The sequence below is a fragment of the Nonomuraea sp. NPDC048916 genome (assembly GCF_040649575.1).
In the GTDB taxonomy this organism is placed as follows: Bacteria; Actinomycetota; Actinomycetes; order Streptosporangiales; family Streptosporangiaceae; genus Nonomuraea.
Genome location: NZ_JBEZFS010000019.1, coordinates 37,464 through 59,124, shown reverse-complemented (window position 1 = coordinate 59,124; position 21,661 = coordinate 37,464). Strand labels below are relative to the sequence as shown.

The 21,661-nt window shown below is 72.6% G+C and carries 5 protein-coding genes; all 5 read left to right on the top strand.

The annotated features are described in order from the left end of the window. Nucleotides 1-134 precede the first annotated feature (134 nt). The 5 genes from AB0C16_RS21765 (at nucleotide 135) to AB0C16_RS21745 (ending at nucleotide 21,619) form a co-directional block, all read left to right on the top strand. Nucleotides 135-899: a glucose 1-dehydrogenase gene (locus AB0C16_RS21765; RefSeq protein WP_357685576.1), complete on the top strand. Its 765-nt coding sequence runs from the start codon at nucleotides 135-137 to the stop codon at nucleotides 897-899. A 189-nt stretch (nucleotides 900-1,088) separates the two neighbouring features. Next, nucleotides 1,089-2,717, top strand: a complete 1,629-nt coding sequence (locus AB0C16_RS21760; RefSeq protein ID WP_357685574.1) for an FAD-dependent oxidoreductase — start codon at nucleotides 1,089-1,091, stop codon at nucleotides 2,715-2,717. A gap of 148 nt (nucleotides 2,718-2,865) precedes the next feature. Then, a complete protein-coding gene (locus AB0C16_RS21755) occupies nucleotides 2,866-10,434 on the top strand; it encodes a SpvB/TcaC N-terminal domain-containing protein (RefSeq protein ID WP_357685573.1) in 7,569 nt (2,522 codons plus the stop codon). A gap of 20 nt (nucleotides 10,435-10,454) precedes the next feature. Further along, on the top strand, nucleotides 10,455-18,209 hold the full coding sequence (locus AB0C16_RS21750; RefSeq protein ID WP_357685571.1) for a neuraminidase-like domain-containing protein: 7,755 nt from the start codon (nucleotides 10,455-10,457) through the stop codon (nucleotides 18,207-18,209). Further along, nucleotides 18,206-21,619, top strand: a complete 3,414-nt coding sequence (locus AB0C16_RS21745; protein ID WP_357685569.1) for a hypothetical protein — start codon at nucleotides 18,206-18,208, stop codon at nucleotides 21,617-21,619. The genes AB0C16_RS21750 and AB0C16_RS21745 overlap by 4 nt, the downstream gene beginning before the upstream one ends. Nucleotides 21,620-21,661: the final 42 nt, after the last annotated feature.

Genomic DNA, 21,661 nt, shown 5'->3' with positions numbered 1-21,661 from the left:
CACTGGGGCCTCTGTTCGGTCGACGCGCGGCAGGCATAACGGCTATCGTAGCAACCGGACAATTTTGTCCGGTTGTTGCCGCCCACCGTCTCCTTCAGCCGGCTTTCCGCGCCCCCGATCGGGAGGACGAAACCTTGACAACCGACAGCTTCCACGACCGCGTCGCCCTCATCACGGGTGCGGGCTCCGGGATCGGCAGGGCGATGGCCGTCGCCTTCGCCAAGGCCGGCGCCCGTGTCGTGGTCTGCGACATCAACGGGGAGAGCGCCGAGCGGACCGCCTCCGGCATCGGCGACACGGCCATCGCCGCGGTGGCCGACATCTCCGACGAGGCGTCGGTCGCGGCTCTCACCGAGACCGCGATCAGCGCGTACGGACGGATCGACGTGCTGTGCAACAACGCCGGCATCATCGACAACATGGCCCTGCCCGCGGACATCCCGGTCGAGATGTGGGAGAGGGTGCTGCGCGTCAACCTGACCGGCACCTTCCTGGTCACCCACGCCGTCCTGCCGCACATGCTGCGCGAAGGACGCGGCGCGATCGTCAACACCGCCTCCGAGGCCGGCATCCGCGGCGGCGCGGCGGGCGCCGCCTACACCGCCTCCAAGCACGGCGTGGTCGGCCTGACCCGCAGCGTGGCCTGGGCGTACGCCAAGGAGGGCATCCGCTGCAACGCCATCCTGCCCGGCCCCACGCTGACCGGCATCGCCACGGCGGAGGGCGTCAGGGACTTCGACCCGGCCGGCATCACCCGGCTCGGCCCGGTGCTCGCCCTCGGCGAGCAGATGGCCCAGCCCGAGCAGATGGCCGACGCCGCCCTCTTCCTCGCCTCCGACGCCGCCTCGTTCGTCAACGGCGCCATCGTGCCGGTGGACGGCGGCTGGTCGGCGGGCTGAATCCGGGGAGGGCGGCAGGGCGCCGCGCCACCCGTATCGCGATCCCACCGCGCCGTAGCCGGGCGGCGGCGCACTGGTTGACTCGGCGAGCGCTCATCGCACAGACTACGACCACGAACCGGACACAACTGTCCGGTTCGGCGAGGGATCACACCCTCCGACGTCTTTCGCGAACCGAGGGAAGCTGCGATGACCGATGAATGGGACGACCTCGTCGACGTGCTCGTCGCGGGCTCAGGCGCGGCGGGCCTGACCGCGGCCATCGCGGCGGCCGACCGGGGGCTGAACGTCCTGGTGGTGGAGAGCACTCCGAGATGGGGCGGCACCACCTCCATCTCCGGGGGCGGGCTGTGGATGCCGGCCAACCCGCTCATGATCCGGGCCGGTGTCCAGGACTCCGCCGACGAGGCCCTCGGGTACATGGACGACGTGATCGGCGACGCCGGGCCGGCCTCCTCGCCCGAGCGCAGGACGGCCTTTCTCCAGACCGTTCCCGAGGTCGTGACCTTCCTCGGCCGTCGTGGCGTCAGATGGCGGCGATCACCTGACTACCCCGACTACTACCCGGACCGGCCGGGCGGCAAGGTGGGGCGCTCGATCGAGGTCGCCGCCTTCGACACCAAGCTGCTCGGCGACTGGTACGCCACCTCGCGCGCCAAGGACGGCATTCCGCTCCCGCTCATGACCGACGACGTGTGGCTGCTGGCACGGGCCTGGTCCACCGTCAGCGGCTTCGTCCGCGGCGCGCAGTTCGTCTTCCGCTCGCTCGGCCAGTTGGCGGGCGGCAAGCGCCCGGTCGGCATCGGCGGCGCGCTCTCCTGCTCGCTCATGCACATCGTTCGCACCCAGCAGACCCCCGTCTGGCTCTCCGCGCCGATCGTCGACCTCGTCGTGGAGGACGACAGCGTGGTGGGCGCGGTGGTCGAGAGGGACGGCCGGCGGCGGAGGGTCCGCGCCCGGCACGGCGTCATCCTCGCCGCCGGAGGTTTCGCGAACAACCGGGAATGGCGCCTGAAGCACCACGGCATCCCCGGATACTCCTCCGCTCCGGAAGGCGACCTGGGCACCGCCATCGAGGTGGGCGCCCGGGCCGGCGGCGCGCTGGCGCTCATGGACGACGCCTGGTGGGGCGCGACCCTGGTCGGCCCCGACGGCAAGAACAGCTTCCTCGTCGCCGAGCGGTCGCTCCCCTTCAGCATCGTGGTGGACGCGAACGGGGAACGCTTCACCAACGAGTCGCAGTCCTACATCGACTTCGGGCACGACATGCTCCAGCACGGCGTATCGGGCCCGATGTGGATGATCAGTGATGTCAGGCACGCGCGGCGCTACCTGAACACCGCCTACCTCGGCCGCAAGAAGAAGTGGATCGAGGCGGGCCTGCTCGTCGAGGCCCCGTCCCTGCCCGCCCTGGCGGCGAGGATCGACCTCGATCCGGGACGGCTGACCGCGACCGTCGAGCGGTTCAACGGCTTCGCCCGCACCGGCGTCGACGAGGACTTCGGCCGTGGCCGGACCGTCTACGACAACTACTACGGCGACCCGCGGGTCAAGCCCACCCCCAACCTGGGCCCGCTGGAGCGGGGCCCCTTCCGCGCCGTCCGCCTCCATCCGGGCGACCTGGGCACCAAGGGCGGCCTGCTCACCGACGAGCACGCCCGCGTCCTGCGCGAAGACGGCTCGGCCATTCCGGGCCTGTACGCCGCGGGCAACACCACCGCCTCGGTCATGGGCCGCACCTACCCCGGCCCCGGCTCGACCATCGCCCCCGCCGTCGTCTTCGGTTACCGCGCCGCGCAGCACGCCGTGTCCCGCTGATCCCGCGAGCTTCCCGGCGGGGACGCGGCGGAGACAGCGCGTCAAACACCAGCACTCTAGGGCTTTCCCCGGGACGCTCCCCGATGCCGCCCGGCCACCGCCGTCCATAGCGTGACCTGGACGCGGCATCGGAAGGGGGAGCGTCGTGGTGTCAGAATCACCCCTCGACTCCGGCCGGGCGACCGCACCTGACGACGTCCCCGCCGACGGCTTCACGCGGGCCGCGCCCGGCATCTCGCTGCCGAAGGGCGGGGGCGCCATCAGGGGCATCGGGGAGAAGTTCGCGACCAACCCGGCCTCGGGCACGGGCTCCCTGTCGGTGCCGGTGCCGGTCAACCCCGGCAGGTCGGGGTTCACCCCGCGGCTCGCGCTCACCTACGACACGGGCGCGGGGAAGGGCGTGTTCGGTTTCGGGTGGTCGCTCTCGCTGCCGTCGATCACGCGCAGGACCGACAAGGGCCTGCCCGTCTACGACGACGACCGGGAGTCGGACGTCTTCCTCCTGACCGGGGCCGAGGACCTCGTACCGGTGGCGGGCCCTGACGGGCGGGTGGAGACCCGCAGGGAGACCGCCGGCCCGGACACCTACCTGGTACGGCGCTACCGGCCCAGGACCGAGGGCCTGTTCGCGCGGATCGAGCGGTGGACGCACGCCGAAACCGGGGAGACGCACTGGCGGTCGATCACGGGCGACGACATCACCTCCCTGTACGGCACCGACGACGACTCCCGCGTCCGCGGGCCCGAGGGGCAGGTCTTCAGCTGGCTGATCCGCGAGAGCCACGACGACAAGGGCAACGCGATCGTCTACAGGTACAAGCCCGAGGACGGCGCCGGTGCCGACCTCGCCCAGGCCCACGAACGGGGCCGGCCGGACGCCGCCCGCACCGCCGCCCGCCACCTGAAGTCGATCGCCTACGGCAACCGGGTGAGCAGGCTCGTCGAGCCGGACCTGTCGGCCGCCGCATGGTTGTTCGAGCTGGTCCTCGACTACGGCGAGCACGACCGGGACGATCCCCGGCCCGGTGACGCGGGCGAGTGGATCCGCCGGCGCGACCCGTTCTCGGACTACCGGGCGGGCTTCGAGGTGCGGACCTACCGGCTGTGCCAGCGGATCCTGATGTTCCACCACTTCGACGAGCCCGGCGTCGGCGCCGACTGCCTGGTGCGCTCGCTCGACCTGGCCTACCGGCCCGCCGCCGGCCTGCCGGAGGACACCCGCCGCGGTGACCCGGTCGCCTCGTTCGTCGCGTCGATGACGCTGAAGGGCCACCGCCGCGTTCCCGGCGGGTACGTCACCAGGTCGCTGCCGCCCGTGGAGTACGGCTACAGCGAGGCCGTCATCGACGGGGAGGTGCGCCGGCTGGACGCGGAGAGCCTGCGCAACGTGCCGGGCTCGGCGTTCGAGTGGGCGGACCTCGACGGCGAGGGCGTGTCCGGCGTCCTCGCCCGCGGCGCCGAAGCCTGGTACTACAAACCGCCCGCCGCCGGGGGCCGCCTCGGCCCGCTGCGGACGGTCGCGGCCCGGCCTTCACTGGGCTCCGCTCCGGCCCGGCTGCTGGACCTGGCCGGTGACGGCCGCCTGGACGTGGTCACGCTCGGCAGGCAGGCGCCCGGCTTCTTCGAGCGGGCCCCGGACGGCACGTGGACCGGGTTCAGCGCCTTCCGCGGCCTGCCGGACCTCGACTGGGACGGCCCGAACCTGCGGTTCGCCGACCTGGACGGCGACGGCCGCGCCGACGTGCTCGTGACCGAGGACGGCGCGCTGGTGTGGCATCCGTCGCTGGGCGAGGACGGCTTCGGCCCGGCCAGGCGGGTGCCCGCGCGGGCCATGCCGGTGTTCGGCGACGGCACGGGATCGGTGCAGCTCGCCGACATGTCCGGCGACGGCCTGGCCGACCTCGTCCGGCTGCGCGACGGCGAGGTGTGCTACTGGCCGAACCTGGGACACGGCCGCTTCGGCGACATGATCACGATGGACGGCTCGCCCCGGTTCGACCACCTCGACCAGTTCGACCCGCGGCGGATCCGGCTGGCCGACATCGACGGGTCGGGCACGGCCGACCTGTTCTACCTGGGCGCCGACGGGGTGCGGGTCTGGTTCAACCGCTCGGGCAACGGGTGGAGCGGCGCGCACCGCCTCGACCGGGCGCCGGCGGTGGAGAGCCTGTCGTCGATCCAGGTCACCGACCTGTTCGGCACGGGCACCGCCTGCCTGGTCTGGTCCTCGCCGCTGCCGGGCGACGCCGCTCGCACGGTCCGCTACATCGACCTGATGGGCGGGCGCAAACCGCACCTGCTGACCTCGATCGTCAACAACATGGGCGCCGAGACCCGCATCGGCTACGCGCCGTCCACCCGCTTCTGGCTGGAGGACAAGGCCGCCGGGCGGCCGTGGGCGACCCGGCTGCCCTTCCCCGTCCACGTGGTCGAGCAGGTGGAGACGTACGACCGGATCGGCCGGAACCGGTTCACCACCGGCTACACCTACCACCACGGCCACTTCGACGGGGACGAGCGGGAGTTCCGCGGCTTCGGCCTGGTCGAGCAGCTCGACACCGAACGGCTCGGCGCGCTGGACCCGGGCGGCGCGGCCAACCTGGAGGCCGCCCACCACGTGCCGCCGGTGCTGACCAAAACCTGGTTCCACACGGGCGCCCATCTGGAGGGGCGCGGCGTCTCCCGCCACTACGCCGGTGAGTACCACCGCGAGCCCGGCCGTTCCCCCGCCGAGCTGGCGGCGATGCTGCTCGACGACACCGTCCTGCCGGACACGATCCGGCAGGCCGACGGCACCCGGATCGCCTGCCGGCTGTCCGCGCGGGAGGAGCGGGAGGCGTGCCGCGCGCTCAAGGGCTCGGTCCTGCGCCAGGAGGTCTACGCGCTCGACGGGCGGGGAGAGGTGTCCGGCCGCCCGTACACCGTGATGGAGCGCAACTACGCCGTCGAGATGCTCCAGCGGCAGGCGGGCGAGTCCCACGCGGTGTTCCTGACCCACCCGCTGGAGGAGATCACCTACCGGTACGAGCGGAGGCTCTACCCGGGCGGCGTGGCCGACCCCAGGATCGAGCACGAGATCACCCTGGAGGCGGACGAGTTCGGCAACCCGCTGAAGAAGGCGTCCATCGCCTATGGCAGGCGCCTGGCCGACCCGGGCCTGCCCTTGGCCGCCGACCGGGAGTGCCAGGCTCGCCCGCTGGTCACCTACACCGAGAACCGGTTCACCAACGGCGTCGACAAGCCCGGGGCGCGGCGCGTGCCGCGGCCGTGCGAGAGCCGCGCCTACGAGCTGACCGGCTACTCGCCGAGCGGCCCGCTGGGCCGGTTCGGGCCGGCCGACTTCGTCCGGCCCGGTCCCGGCGGGATGGCGCACGTGTTCGACGAGGAGATCGGCTACGAGGCCGCACCGGCCGCCAGGCGGCAGCGCAGGCTCGTCGAGCACACCCGCACCCTCTACCGCGCGGACGACCTGAGCGCGCTGCTCCCCCTGGGCGTCCTGGAGCCGCTCGCCCTGCCCGGTGAGAGCTACCGGCTCGCGTTCACCCCCGCGCTGCTGGCCCGGACCTTCGGCGCGCTCCTCCCCGATCCCGCGGCCGTGCTCGGCAGCCGGGAGGGCGACGGGGGCGGCTACGCCGACCTGGACGGCGACGGCCGCTGGTGGATCCCGTCCGGCCGCACCTTCTACGCGCCCGGCGCCGGGGAGGCGGCGTACGCGCGCGAGCACTTCTTCACGCCCCGCCGCTACCGTGACCCGTTCGGCAACGTCACCGACGTGGACGTGGACGCCTACGACCTGCTCGTGACGGAGACGCGGGACGCCGCGGGCAACCGGGTCACCGCCGGAGAGCGCGGCCCGGGCGGCGCGGCGGGGCCGGGCAACGACTACCGGGTGCTGCAGCCGTACAAGGTCATGGACGCCAACCGCAACCGCACCGAGGTCGCCTTCGACGCGCTCGGCCTGGTGGTGGGCACCGCCGTCATGGGCAAGCCGGAGGAGGGCCTGGGCGGCTCGCTCGACGGCTTCGAGCCCGACCTGCCCGATCCGCCGCCCGGCGTGCTGGCCGATCCGCTCGCCGTGCTGGGCGACGCCACCACGCGCGTCGTCTACGACCTGCACGCCTACCGGAACACCGGGGGCCCGATGAGCGCCTGCACGCTGGAGCGCGAGACCCACGGGCCAGGGAGCCGGATCCGGCACACGTTCTCCTACTCCGACGGCTTCAGCCGGGAGATCCAGAAGAAGACGCGGGCCGAGCCGGGGCCCGTGCCCCGGCGCGACGCCGGCGGGCGGGTCGTGCTCGGCCCGGACGGCAGCCCGGTGATGACGGCGGACGACGTGAGCCCCCGCTGGGTCGGCACCGGCTGGACGATCCTCAATAACAAGGGCAAACCGGTCCGCCAGTACGAGCCGTTCTTCACCGACTCGCACCGGTTCGAGTTCGCCGCGCGGGCAGGCGTCAGCCCGATCCTGTTCTACGACCCGCTGGAACGCGTCGTGGCCACGCTCAACCCCGACCACACGTACGCGAAGGTCGTGGTCGATCCGTGGCGGCAGGTGACCTACGACCTGAACGACACGGTCGCGGCTCACGGCCAGGAAACCGGCGATCCCCGTACCGATCACGACATCAGCGGATATGTCGCCGCATACTTCGCCACCCAGCCCGCCACCTGGCAGACCTGGCACGGGCGGCGCGCGTCGGGAGCGCTCGGCCCGCACGAGCAGGCCGCGGCCGGCAAGGCGGCCCGCCACGCGGACACCCCGGCCACTGCGTACCTCGACCCGCTGGGCCGCACGTTCCTGTCCGTGGCGAGCAACCGCTTCGAGCGCGACGGCGCCACGGTCGAGGAGACCCACCCGACCCGGACCGAGCTGGACATCGAAGGCAACGAGCGCTCGGTACGCGACGCGATCGAGCAGGCCGGCGACCCGCTCGGCCGGGTGGTCATGCGCTACGAGCACGACCTGCTCGGTCACCGGACCAGGCAGACCGGCATGGACGCGGGCACCCGCTGGACGCTGAACGACATCACCGGCCACCCCATCCGCTCATGGGACGGCCGCGGCCACGCGTTCCGCACCGAGTACGACTCCCTGCGCCGCCCCCTGCGCGCCTGGGTCACCGAGGGCCAGGGCGGTGAACTGCTGGCCGAACGCCTGGTCTACGGCGAGCGGCATCCGCAGGCGCCGGCCCGCAACCTGTGCGGCCGCCTCCACCTGCACCTGGATCAGGCGGGCGTGGCGACGAACGACGAGTACGACTTCAAGGGCAACCTCACCGCGTCCACGCGCCGGGTCGCGGCCGTCCACGACCAGACGCCCGACTGGCGGGCGATCGAGCCGTTCCTGCCGTCCGGCGCCGCCCCGATCCTCGATCCCGCCGCCCTGGACGCGGCCCTGGCGCCGCACCTGCTCCCCGGCGCCCACACCATCCGCGCGACCTTCGACGCGCTCAACCGCGAGGTCACCAGGACCACGCCCGACGCGAGCGTCGTGCGGCGCGGCTACAACGAGGCGGGCCTGCTCGACCGCGTCGACGTCAACCTGCGCGGCGAGACGGTGAGCGGCCCGGCGGACGGCCCGGCGGACGGCCCGGCGGACGATGGCGAGCCGGTCTGGACCCCCTTCGTCACCGACGTGGGTTACGACGCCAAGGGCCGCAGGGCCACGATCACCTACGGCAACGCCACCGTCACCACCTGCGTCTACGACCGGCTGAGCTTCCGTCTGACGCGGCTGCGCACCGTCCGCGACGCCACCGCCTTCCCGGGCGACTGCCCGCGGCCGCCGCTGCCCGACTGGCCCGGCTGTGGGTTGCAGGATCTGACCTACACCTACGACCCGATGGGCAACATCACCCATCTCGCCGACGCCGCCCAGCAAACGATCTTCTTCGGGAACCGGCGGGTGGAGCCGAGCTCCGACTACACCTACGACGCCGTCTACCGCCTCATCGAGGCCACCGGCCGCGAGCATCTCGGCCAGGCCGGCGGGACCCCCGTGCCGCACTCCCCCGGCGACCTCGCCCGCACCGGGCTGCCCCACCCCAACGACGGCCAGGCGATGGGCACGTACACGGAGTCGTACGCCTACGACGCGGCCGGCAACCTCCTGGAGACGCGGCACCGAGGCACCGACCCGGCGCACCCGGGCTGGACCCGGTCCTACCGGTACGGCGAGGCCAGCCTGTGCGAGCCCGCCAAGCGCGGCAACCGGCTGACCGGCACCACGGTCGGCGGCGCCGCCGAGGAGCGCTACCGCCACGACGAGCACGGCAACGTCACCCGGCTGCCGCACCTCGCGGGAACCGACCCCGAGCGCAACGCCCACTGGGACCACCACGACCGGCTGCGCCGCGCCGATCTGCCGGGGGGCGCCTCGGCCCACTACGTCTACGACGCGGCGGGCACCCGGGTGCGCAAGGTCTGGGAGAGGTCGCCGGGCGTCACCGAGGAGCGGATCCAGCTGGCCGGGTTCGAGATCTTCCGCCGCCACGAGACCGGTCACCCCCTCGCCCTCGAACGCCAGACGCTGCACGTCATGGACGGCGAGCACCGCCTCGCCCTCGTCGAGACCCGCACGGCCGGCGCCGGGGCCGGCCCCGAACGCCTCGTCCGCTTCCAGCTCGGCGACCACCTCGACTCGGCCCGGCTGGAGCTGGACGACCGCGCCGGGATCCTGTCCTACGAGGAGTACTCGCCCTACGGCAGCACCACCTACCAGGCCACCACCCCCCAGCTCGAATCGCCCAAGCGCTACCGGCACTCGGGCGGGGAACACGACGAGGAGACCGGCCTGTGCCTGCTCGGCGCCCGCTACTACGCGCCGTGGCTCGGCCGGTGGACGAGCTGCGACCCGCTCGGCCTCGTCGACGGCCCGAACGTGCTGGCCTACGCGAGGGGGAACCCCGTCATCCACGTCGACAAGACGGGCACCCAGCCGAAGAGCGTCGTCAGGACCGACAACCTGCGGCAGCTCATGCGCGAAGCCATCGAGGAGACCTCCCAGCGGTCGGTCGTCGAAGGGGTCGTCACGGAGCGGCTCGAACGCTACAACCGCTCACGCCTCGAACCGGCGAAGGGCTTCCTGGCGGACGCCACCGCGCAGTCGTTCGACCTGAAGCGGCGGCTGTTCGGGCGGGAGGTCGTGAAACTCCAGGACTTCCAGCCGCCGGGCTGGCCCGCCGGCGGGGTCGACGTCTGCTACGACCTCGCGCTCCAGGGCGCGAACATGACCGCCGCCGGCGGCGAGACGGCCATCGGCGGCGGCGGGGTGGTCCTGTACGAGCGGACGGCCCGGCGGATGACGACCGACCGGACGGCCAGTGACCTGGCGCTCGACCAGGTCAAGCGGCACATCGACTCGGGCCGGGCAGTCCTCGCCGGCGTCAACGAACCCGCCACGGCCCGCGTGGTGGACCCGGTGCGCCAGCCCGTCACCGACCACTTCGTGGACGTCTACGGCTACGAGACGAACGCCGACGGGAAGATCACCCGTCTGTTCGCCAAGGACAACGCCATCGGCTCCGTCGCCGAGGTCACCTTCACCGTGGGAGCGGACGGGGCCATCACCAAGCCGGTCGAGAACAACCAGCCGACCGAGTACCTCCGTCAGGAGTACCAGCTGTCCGAGGTGCGATTCCACACCTCGCTCCCCTACACCGGCCCCCTCCGGCCGACCAACGACGCCGGCCAGGTCATGAACTGGGCCCCTTGAGCGACCTCTGAGGAGAAACCGTGGATCCCATCGCCTTCCCGCTCGAACCGGGCTCACGCGGCGCCGGCGTGGCGAACCTGCACAACGCCCTCCAGCTGATCCTCGAGCGCGCCGCGATCCTGCGGGGCGACGAGGGCCGGCGGCGCGAGCTGCTGGAGATGCTGACCGAGGAGGTCGGCAAGTCCTTCTACGGCGACGTGACCGCGAAGATCGTCAGCCTGTTCCAGGAGGAGCGGCGGCTCGAAGCCCATGGCCGGGTGGACGCGGAGACCGCCGGGGCGATCGACGGCCTGTTGCGCGCATGGGGGCTGCTCGGCACCGAGAGCCCGCCGCGCGCGTACGTGGTCGCCGGCGTGGTCCTGCGCGGCGACGGGCTGCCCTTCCCCGGAGCGCGGGTGCGGGCCTTCCACCACAGCCCGGCGGGACCGGTGCGGCTGGGCGAGGACGTCACCGAGGCCGACGGCCGCTACACCATCCGCTACGACCCGCTCCCCCAGTTCGGCGGCATCGAGCTCAGCGTCTCCGCCACCGGCGAGGACGGCACGCCGATCCGGTCGTCCGAGGTGGTGCGCGAAGCGCGCCCGCTGGAGATCGTCGACCTGGCGGCTCCCCCGGCGCCCGCGCCCGCCGGGCAGCGGCTGGTGCGGGGACGGATCGTGCTGGAGCACGGCGCCCCCGCCGACACGATGCGGATCCGGCTCTACCGCAAGGGGTTCGGCACCGGCGAGGCGCTGCTCGGCGAGGCGCTCACCCGCTCGGACGGCCTGTTCTCGCTGCCGTACGGCGGGAACGGGCAGCAGGCCGGGCTGGAGATCCGCGCCGTGGACCAGACTGGCAAGGAGATCCCCCTCTCCCGCGTGCTGCACGACCTGGGCGACGCCCCCAGGAGCGTGGTCAACCTGGTCGCGCCGGCCGCGCTGCAACCCCTCGGCCCCGAGTACCAGCGCCTGACGCGGGACCTGGCGCCGGTCGTGGGCGGCCTGGCGAAGCTGGCCGAGGCCAGGGAGAACACCGAGCGGCAGGACCTGACGCTGCTCAACCGCAGCACCGGCTGGGACGCGCGGCTGATCGCGCTGGCCGCCAACGCCACCAGGCTGGCCGCCGAGCCGCAGGTGAACCTGCGCGCCGACGCCCTGTACGGGCTGTTCCGCGCCGGTCTGCCCTCGGACAGGACGCACCTGGCCCAGGTGTCGGCCGAGGCGGTCGACATGGCGCTGAAGAAGGCGAGCGAGGCCGGGATCATCGCGCTGACCCCGCAGGAGACGGCGGAGTTCAAGGCCGGGTTCGCCGCCTTCGCCACCGGCGTCCGCCTGGCCGCGCCCGCGCCCGGCTCGCGCTCCACGTACGCCGACCTGCTGCGCACGGCCGAGGTCGGCGAGGCGACGCGCGAGAAGTTCGCCGGCGTGTACGTCTCGCACCGCGGCGACGCCGGCCAGCTCTGGCAGGCCGCGGCGCGGGCCGGGGTGCCGGAGGCCGACATCACCGCGCTCCAGGCGCAGGGCAAGCTCGCCTTCCTGGCCCGCAACAGCGCGCCGCTGGTCGAGCACCTGCAGCGCACGGCCCACATCGCCGATCCCGCGCAACTCGCCGACCGGGGCTACTACGAGCCGCAGCGCTGGGTGGACGACATCACCGAGCTGGCGGACAACGACGAGCAGAAGCTGGCGGCGCTGATCCCGCCCGCCTACGAGGGGCCGAAGGTCGGCGACCGGCTGCGCGCCTACGCCGGCGACCTCGCGCGCAAGGTGCGCCTGAGCTACCCCACCCAGGTCATCACGCACCGGATCGAGCACGACGAGACGGACGCGTACGGGCTCGGCGACGCCCGCGGGGCCACCGCGGCGTGGCTGAGAAGCGCGATCGGCCGCGGCTTCGCGCTCGGCCGGACGCCGGTCAACACCTTCGTCCAGGCCCACCCGGACCTGGCCGAGGCCGCCGGAGCCGCCGGAGCCGCCGAGGCCGCCGGGGTCATGACGAGCGTGCGCGTCCTGCAGCGGGTCTACCAGATGACGCCGGACGACGAGTGCGTGCCGATCCTGATCGGCCTGGGCCTGACCTCCGCCTACGACGTGGCGGCGCACTCCCAGGAGGTGTTCCTGGACCGCTACGGCGCCATGTTCCCCAGCCGGGAGCAGGCGCGGCTGGTCTACCGCAAGGCGCAGCAGGTCAGCAGCGTCACCTACAACCTGTTCACGATCGCCAAGACGATGGACAGCCAGGCGCCCATGTACGGGTTCTCCGCGCCGCCCGAGGTGGTCGGCGACGTCAAGCAGGAGCTGATCAAGCGGTTCCCCACGATGGAGTCGCTGTTCGGCTCGATGGACTACTGCGACTGCGAGCACTGCCGCTCGGTGCTCGGCCCGGCGGCCTACCTGGTCGACCTGCTGCAGTTCGTGGACCCGGAGCCGGAGGTATGGGGCAACTTCCTGGCGCACTGGAAGACCCAGCACCAGGGGCAGTCCTACACCGACACGTACAAGATGCCCTACGACGCGCTGGCCCAGCGCCGGCCCGACCTGCCGCACATCCCGCTGACGTGCGAGAACACGCAGACGGCTCTGCCGTACATCGACGTGGTCAACGAGATCCTGGAGTACTACGTGGCCCACGGCGCGCTGGACGAGCGGGCGGCGCACGACACGGGTGACGCCACCACCGAGGAGCTGCTCGCCGAGCCGCACAACGTGCTCGCCGGCGCCTACGACAAGCTGCTGGGCGCGCGGTACCCGCTGGACCTGCCGTTCGATCTCTGGCTGGAGACCGTGCGGGCCTTCGCCGACTACTTCCAGGCGCCGCTGTGGCAGATGCTCGACGCCTTCCGCCCTGAAGGGGACGGCCGTGAGGACGTGCTGGTGGAGTATCTGGGCCTCTCCCCCGCGCAGCACCGGATCTTCGTCGACCCCGACCCGCTGCCGGCCTGGCACGAGCTGTACGGCTACGCCTCCGCCGCCGAGGCCACCACGCCGGCGACCGACCCGGAGACCGGGCAGCGCACCGACCTGAACTCGGCCAAGGCGCTCTCCCGCCGGCTCGGCCTCACCTACCAGGAGGTCACCGACGTCGTGCGGTGCGGCTTCGTCAACCCGGAGGCGGCCGGCCTGGTGCTGCTGGACAAGCTGGGCGTCACCGTCCGCGACGCCCGCTCCTACCTGGACCACAAGCCGCTGATCGGCGCCGACCCCGCCACGCTGTCCCGCCCGGACCAGGAGCGGCGGCTCGAGGCCGTCGCCTTCGCCGAGCGGCTGACCGGCCTGGCGGCGACGTACTCGACCACGGCCGCGGCGCTGGAGTCCGAGCTGGCCGCCATCCGGTACGACGAGGTGCTGGTGCTGGCCGACCCCGAGGCCGGCTGCAGCTTCGACCTGACCACGCTGCGCTACGCGAGCGGCCGGGCGGCCGACGGCATCGCCTTCCTGCGGATCAACCTGTTCGTCCGCCTGTGGCGGATCCTCGGCTGGTCGCTGGAGGAGACCGACCGCGCGCTGACGGTCTTCACCGCCGGCACCCCGTTCGACGCGGCCCACCTGGCCGGCGCCCCGCTCAGGAGCGCCCTGCTCCGGCTGGCCAGGCTCAAGGCTCTCGACGCCCGGCTGGGCCCGGGCAGGCCGGGCAGGCTGAGGCTGCTCACGCTCTGGTCCGACCTGGCCCGCACCGGCGACCGGCTGCTGTACGCCCAGCTCTTCCTCACCCGCGGCGCGCTCAGGACCGACCCGGTCTTCGACGACGTGCTCGGCCGCTACCTCACCGAGCCCGGAGTCCTGGTCAAGGACCACCTGCTCGCCCTGCGCGGCGCGCTCGGCCTCACCGAGGACGACATCCGGCGCGTGCTGTCGGCCGCCGACCCCCCGCTCTCGCTCGACGGGGCCACGCTCACACTGCCCACCGTGTCGCTGCTCTACCGCCACGCCCTGCTCGCCGGGGCGCTCAAGCTCACGGTCGCCGAGCTGATCTCGCTCAAGACGCTGTCCGGGCTGGACCCGTTCCTGCTCGACGATCCCAGCCACCCGTGGGGCGCGGCCCTGCGCCTGGCCGAGATCGCCGCCGAGGTCGAGGACGCGGGACTGACCGTCGGGGATCTGGACCACCTGCTGCGGCACCGGGTCGACGACCCCGTGGGCGAGCACCGGCCCGACCCCGAGTCGAGCCTGGCCCTGATCAGGACACTGGCCACCGGCGTGCGTGCCATCAGGGCCGAGCACGCCGTGCCCGCCGACCCCGCCGCGATGGACGAGGAGACCCTGCGCCAGGAGCTGGCCCTGGCGCTCGCGCCCGACGTCGTGGCCCGCTTCCTGGCCGCGATCGAGGGCACGGCCGAGTTCACCGCCGTGGCCGCCGGCGTGCAGCCGCCGGACCGGCTGGAGGCCGCATCGTTCGCGGGCGAGCCCTCCGTGGTCGAGGTCGGCCACGACCCGGTCCGCATGGAGCAGAAGCTCACCTTCCGCGGCGTGCTGTTCGACACCGCCAAGGCCGAGCTCCTGGCGCGGCTGCCACGTCCCGCACCGGGCGCGCCGCACGTCCCCTCGCCGCTGCTCGGCCGGCTGCTCGACGACGTGCAGGCCCAGGCGCGCGCCTTCTTCGACAAGCACCTGCGCGCGCAGCCGGAGAGCGTACGGCCCGCGACCGGCTTCCTCGAAGACGCCGACTTCGACCTGCTGTTCGCGCCGCCGCCACCGGGCTCGACCCCGGCGCAGTCCCAGCGGCTCATGGACCGGCGCCGGGCCAGGCTCGTCACGGTGTTCCTGCCCCACCTCCAGCGGCGGCTCATCAGGACCTTCGTCGTCTCGACGCTGACCGAGCGCGCCGAGGCGGATCCCGCCCTGGTCGACGGCCTGCTCACCGACACGACCCTGCTCGGCGTGGCCGGCCCGGACGGCGAGCGGCTGCCACTGCTCGACCCGCTGGCCGGCGCCGCCGAGCAGGGTCTGACGCTGACGTTCCGGGCCGCGCCCGACGGCTCGGGGCCGCCGCTGGCGGCCGTGCTCTCGCGGGAGGCCGACACCGCCGAGCGCGACGCGGACGGGCAACCGCTGCGCCCCGCCGGGGCCGAAAGCGCCCGCTTCGCCGGCTGTCTCGAAGTCCCCTCGGCGGGCGCGTACCGCTTCTTCGTGCTCCTGGACCGGAAGGACGCGCGGGCGAGCATGCGCTTCGAGCACCTGCCCGAGCCCGAGTTCCTCAGCGGGACGGCACCGGCCGACCACGCCGAGATCAGCGAGTACGTGGAGCTGAAGCCGGGCCGCCTCTACCGGTTCTCGGCCGACCTGCGTCACCTGGGCGGCGGCGGGGGCCGACTGCTCGTGCGGAGCGAGACCCTGGCCAAGGACGGCCTGCCGCGGCTGAGGCTGTACCCCGAGACCGCCGTGGCGGACGGCGAGCGGGCGCTGACGCTCCTGGACAAGGCGGCGCGGCTGATCGTGACGCTCGGGCTGAACGACCGCGAGGCCCGCCACATCCTGACCCACCCCGCGGACTTCGGCGGCGGGTCGCTGAGCGACCTCCCCACGGCGCCGGCCACGGACCCGGACTTGGACACCGCGAGGACGCTGTTCGGCTGGGTCCTGCGGATGATCGGCTACGCCGCCCTCAAGCGGGAGCCGGCCGGCGGCGCCGACGCCCTCATCGACGTCTTCCAGGCGCCGGCGCCCGAGCGGGCCCGCGCGCTCCTGGCCGGGCTCACCAGGCGCGAGCCCGCCACCGTCACGGCCGCCGTGGACGCGCTCCCCGACCGGCCCGCGCTCACCGACGAGCGGGCCGTCCGCCGCGTGTGGGACGTGCTGCTGATCGCCGAGCGGTTCGGGGCGCCCGTCGACGCGCTCCGCTCCTGGACCGCGATCGTCGACCCCGCCACCGGGCCGCAGGCGCGGGCCGCCATCGCCCGCGACCTGAAGGAGGCCGTCAAGGCCCGCCTGGAGCCCGAGGCGTGGCAGCGGGTGGCGCAGCCCATCTTCGACCGGCAACGCGCCCGGCGGCGTGACGCCCTCGTCGCGCACGTCATGCACCGGCACGGCTTCGACCGGGTCGAGCAGCTCTACGAGTACTTCCTCATCGATCCCGGCATGGAGCCGGTGGTGCGGACCTCCCGCGTCAGGCTGGCCATCGGCTCGGTCCAGCTGTTCGTCCAGCGGTGCCTGCTCAACCTGGAGCGGGACGTGCACCCGTCGGCCGTCAACGCCCGTCACTGGGAGTGGATGAAGCGCTACCGGGTCTGGGAGGCCAACCGCAAGATCTTCCTCTTCCCCGAGAACTGGCTGGAACCGGAGTTCCGCGACGACAAGACCCACCTGTTCGCCGAGCTGGAGGGCGCCCTGCTGCAGGGCGACGTCTCCGACGACCTGGTCGAGGACGCCTTCCTCGCCTACCTGCGGAAACTGGAGGAGCTGGCCAGGCTCGACATCGTCGGCATGCACCTGGAGGACAAGGCCGACCCGGCCTCGAACGTGCTGCACGTCATCGGCCGCACCTACGGCGAACCGCACAAGTACTTCTACCACCGCTTCGCCCACCAGACGTGGACGCCGTGGGAGCCGGTCACCACCGAGATCGTGGGCGACCACATCGTGCCCGTCGTCTGGCGCGGGCGCCCGCACGTGTTCTGGGTGACCTTCGCCGACAGGGCGAACCCGGCGCCGCCCCAGCCGGCCGCCTCGGGCGGCACCGAGCTGGCCAAGCTGAAGATGGGGCCGCTGCTCGGCGACCTCGCCCTCGCCGTCTCCACCAAGATCGTCGAGGTGCGGCTGCACTGGAGCGAGTACCTGAACGGGCAGTGGACCACGCACGAGTCCGGCGAGTCGCCGGGCACGGGGCCGCTGTCGGCGACGGTGCCCGCCGCGTTCGACCCGCGTTCGGTCCCGGTGCACGTGTCCAAGCGGCACGGCGACGACCACGAAGGCGTCTACGTCCACCTCGGCGCCGCCATCGGCCAGTCCTACTACCTGGCGGGGCGCAACGCCGCGCCGGAGCGCGCACCGGCCGGCGAGCACCAGCAGGCTCTCGCGACGCCGTACAGCGCCACGGACGTGCGGGCCAACCGGCACGGCGGCAGCGGCCGGCTGACCGTCACGTTCACGGCGCGCGTCACCACCGAGGATGGCAAGCGGCCGGTCACCGTCGTCGAGACGCCCCCGATCATGCGGGGCAAGGCCGCGTACACACTGCTGCCCTGCGACAACGACATCACGATCGGCGTCGCGCCCGGCCTGCCGGAAAGCGTCGCGCGCGCCGTCGAGAGCGGGGCGGCGGAGCTGGCCGCGCTCACCAAGCCGGTCTTCTACCAGGACAACACGCACACGATGTTCATCGAGCCCGACGTCACCGAGCGGACGGTCGAGGAATGGCAGGAGTGGGTCACCAGGACTCCCCGGCCGGAGCAGGAATGGGACCGCCCCAACTGGTGGGAGGGCATCAAGGTGATCGCCGACAAGCCGTTCAAGCTGAAGAACCCCATACCGATCCCCGACGACCCGACGCAGGGGAAGGTGCTGCCCGAGTCGGTCCTCACGATCGAGCCGGGCCGGGACTGGCTCGTCAACCCCGGCACCGGGATCGTCTACGACGGCCAGCTCGTCGGTCCCGCCGGGCGCGTCGAGCTGGCGGCCGGCGTCACGCTGACCGCCGGCGCCCCGATGGCGGTCAGCCCCGAGGCCGCCCTGACCGGCGCCGCGATCGCGAAGGCGGGCCTCGTGTCCGGCGGCGCCCCGCTGAACGTGGTGGGCGGCACCGGCTTCAACGCCGGCCTCGCCAAGAACCTCTCCATGCGGAACGGAGGCACCGGGCGATGAACAGGCTCGTGCTCGCCAAGGACGCGCACTTCCACGGCTACCTGGACACCGAGCTGCACCACAAGCCCGGCAAAGGGGTCGACGTCACCACGGAGATCAAGCATTTCGTCATCCAGGAGCGGGCGATCGGCTACCGGATCCACGAGCACCTGCACCCCTACGTGGGAGAGCTCGTGCGGCGCCTGCTGTCCGGCTCCACCGCGGCGCTGCAGGCGGCCGACACCGACTACGTGGTCAAGCCGGACGGCACGTTCGAGACCCTGAACGGCAGGTTCAAGCCGACGCTGTACGACGCCTTCTTCTCCGCCGCCTACCAGCCGTCCCCGCTGGTGCGCGAGCCGTACCCGGTCAAGGAGCTGGACTTCTCCTTCGACGGCGCCTACGCGGTCTACAACTGGGAGTTGTTCTTCCACGTGCCGATGGCGATCGCGGTCCAGCTCAGCAAGAACCAGCGGTTCGCCGAGGCGCAGCGCTGGTTCCACTACATCTTCGACCCGACCGACGACGGCCGGGGACCGACGCCCGAGCGGTTCTGGCGGGTGCGGCCGTTCCAGTACACCGACGCGCGCAAGGTCGAGGAGATCCTCGTCAACCTGAGCACGGGCGCCGATCCGGCGCTGCGCGAGACCACGATCCGCAGCATCGAGGCGTGGAAGGACGCGCCCTTCCGGCCGCACGTGATCGCCAGGTACCGCCAGCAGTCCTACATGATCAAGACGGTCATGGCCTACCTGGACAACCTCATCGCCTGGGGCGACTCGCTGTTCCGGCAGGACACCGGGGAGGCGATCGACGAGGCGTTCACGCTCTACGTCCTGGCCGCCAACATCCTGGGGCCGCGCCCGCTCGCCGTGCCGTCCAAGGGGTCGGTGCGGCCGCGGACGTACGCGAACCTCAGGCACGACCTCAGCGCGTTCGGCAACGCGATGCGCGATCTGGAAGCGGACGTGCCGTTCGACCTGATGCCCTTCCCCTCGGACGGCGCCCCCGACAACGACCGGGTCGGCACGCTGCGCAGCCTGGGCAAGGCCCTGTACTTCGGCGTGCCGCGCAACGACCGGCTGCTCGGCTACTGGGACACCGTCGCCGACCGGCTCTTCAAGATCCGGAACAGTCTCAACCTGCAGGGGACGTTCCGGCGGCTGGCGCTGTTCGAACCGCCGATCGACCCGGCGCTGCTGGCCCGCGCCACCGCGGCGGGACTCGACGTGGGCGCCGTGCTCAGCGGGCTCAACCAGCCGCTGCCCCTGGTGCGCTTCCCGATGCTGGCGCAAAAGGCCGCCGAGGTCGCGCAGGAGGTGAAGTCGCTCGGCGCCGCCCTGCTGTCGGCCATGGAGAAGGCCGACGGCGAGGCGATGACCGTGCTGCGCGCCAAGCAGGAACGCGTGATCTCCGGCCTCGTGGAGCACGTGCGCTACGCCCAGCTGCAGGAGGCGGCCAAGTCCAAGGAGGCGCTCGTCGCCTCGCTGGCGCTGCCCACCCAGCGCTACGTCTACTACGAGCGCCAGCTCGGCAGGTCCGAGGAGGAGATCACCAGGGCGCTGCCCGAGCTGGGCGAGCTGGACGAGGAGAGCCTGCGCAAGATGGCGTTCACCATGCGCGAGCCCGAGATCGCCGGGCGGGAGATCGACGTGGACATCGCCACCGACGCCCTGGCCCAGGCCGCCAGGTTCCTCAACGGCGGCAGGCTGCTCAGCTCGCACGAGGTCCGGGAGTCGCTGCTGCTGGAGGCGGCGCAGCTGGCCAGCGACGTGGCCAACATCGTCAGCTTCGCCGGTTCGATCGCCCATCTGGTGCCGACCGCCAAGGTGCACGCCCAGCCGTTCGGCGTGGGCGGCACCGTCGAGTACGGCGGCAGGAACGTCGGCGACGGCTTCGGCGCCGCCTCGACCGCCGCGCGGGCCGTCGCCGAGCGGCTCAACTTCGAGGCCCGGCGGGCCGCCCGCATCGACTCCTTCGCCCGGCGCGAGCGCGAGTGGGCGCACCAGAGCAACCTGGCCGCCGGAGAGATCATCCAGATCCTGCGCCAGCTCCGGGCCGCCCAGCTCCGTGAGGCCATCGCCGAGCTGGAGCTGAAGAACCACCGCAAGCAGATGGAGCACGCGCGGGAGATCGAGCGTTTCCTCAACGAGGAGGGCACGGAGAGGGGCGGGAAGAAGACCAACAAGGCCCTGTACACATGGATGAAACGGGAGATCAGCGGCCTGTACGCGCAGTCGTTCCAGTTCGCGTTCGACCTCGCCAAGAAGGCCGAGCGAGCACTGCGGCACGAGCTCGGCACACCCGATCTGACCTTCATCGGCTACGGATATCTCGACGGCAGGGAGGGGCTGCTGGCCGGGGAGCGCCTGTACCTCGACATCAAGCGCATGGAGATGGCCTACCTGGACCTCAACCGGCGCGAGTACGAGCTCACCAAGCACATCAGCCTGCTCCAGCTCGACCCGGTGGCGCTCATCCGGCTGCGCAGGACCGGCCGGTGCACCGTGCGGCTGCCGGAGAGCCTGTTCGACATGGACGGGCCCGGCCACCACTTCCGCCGGATCAGGTCGATGGCGGTCAGCTTCCCCTGCGTGGTAGGCCCCTACAGCGGCGTGAACTGCAAGCTCACCCTGCTCAAGAGCAGCGTCCGCGTCTCACCCGCGCTGCGCGACGGCGAGTACGACCGCCGGGACGCCGAGGACGACCGCTTCAGCGACTACTTCGGCCTGCAGTCCGTGGTGGTCAGCGGCGGGCAGAACGAGACCGGCCTGTTCGAGACGAGCCTGCGCGACGAACGGCTGCTCCCGTTCGAGAACTCCGGCGTGGTGAGCGAGTGGCAGCTCGAACTCCCGGCCGACCCGAGCAGGGGCGACCCGTGCCAGTTCGACTACGAGACCATCAGCGACGTGATCTTCCACCTGCGCTACACCGCGCGCGACGGCGGCGACCCGCTGCGCAGGGGCGCGATGGACAGCCTCAAGGCGGCGATGGAGCGGGCCGAGGGGGTCGGGAACGTGCGGCTGTTCTCGGTCCGGCAGGAGTTCCCGACGGAGTGGGCGCGGTTCAGGACGCGCGAGCCCGCGGCGGGCGAGCGTCACGAGCTGGCGCTCACGTTCCGGCCCGAGCACTACCCGTTCTGGAGCCAGGGCAGGCTCGGCTCCGTGGCCAGGCTCGCGCTGCTGGCGCGCAGCGGCGCGGAGTCGCCGCCGCCGAGCATCGAGGTCTTCGACAAGCCGGGCACACAGGATCCGGCCGCGAGGAAGGAGACGCTGGCCAAGGACGGCTCGATCGGCGACCTGCTGGTGGGCACGCTGAGCGGTGGCGCCGAGGGCATCGCGCCGCCGCCCCGGCCCGTCGGGCCGCTGACGCTGTACTTCGACGGCGCGGACCTGGACGACCTCTGGCTGGCCGTGACCTGGGGCGGCTGAGCGACCTCCCCCGACCACAGGTGGGGCGCGTCCTCCCTCCAC

What these genes read in the sequence shown, in the direction of transcription:
- AB0C16_RS21760 (WP_357685574.1), top strand. Translation starts at nt 1,089, where the DNA reads ATGACCGATGAATGGGACGACCTCGTCGACGTGCTCGTCGCGGGCTCA.
- AB0C16_RS21745 (WP_357685569.1), top strand. Translation starts at nt 18,206, where the DNA reads ATGAACAGGCTCGTGCTCGCCAAGGACGCGCACTTCCACGGCTACCTG.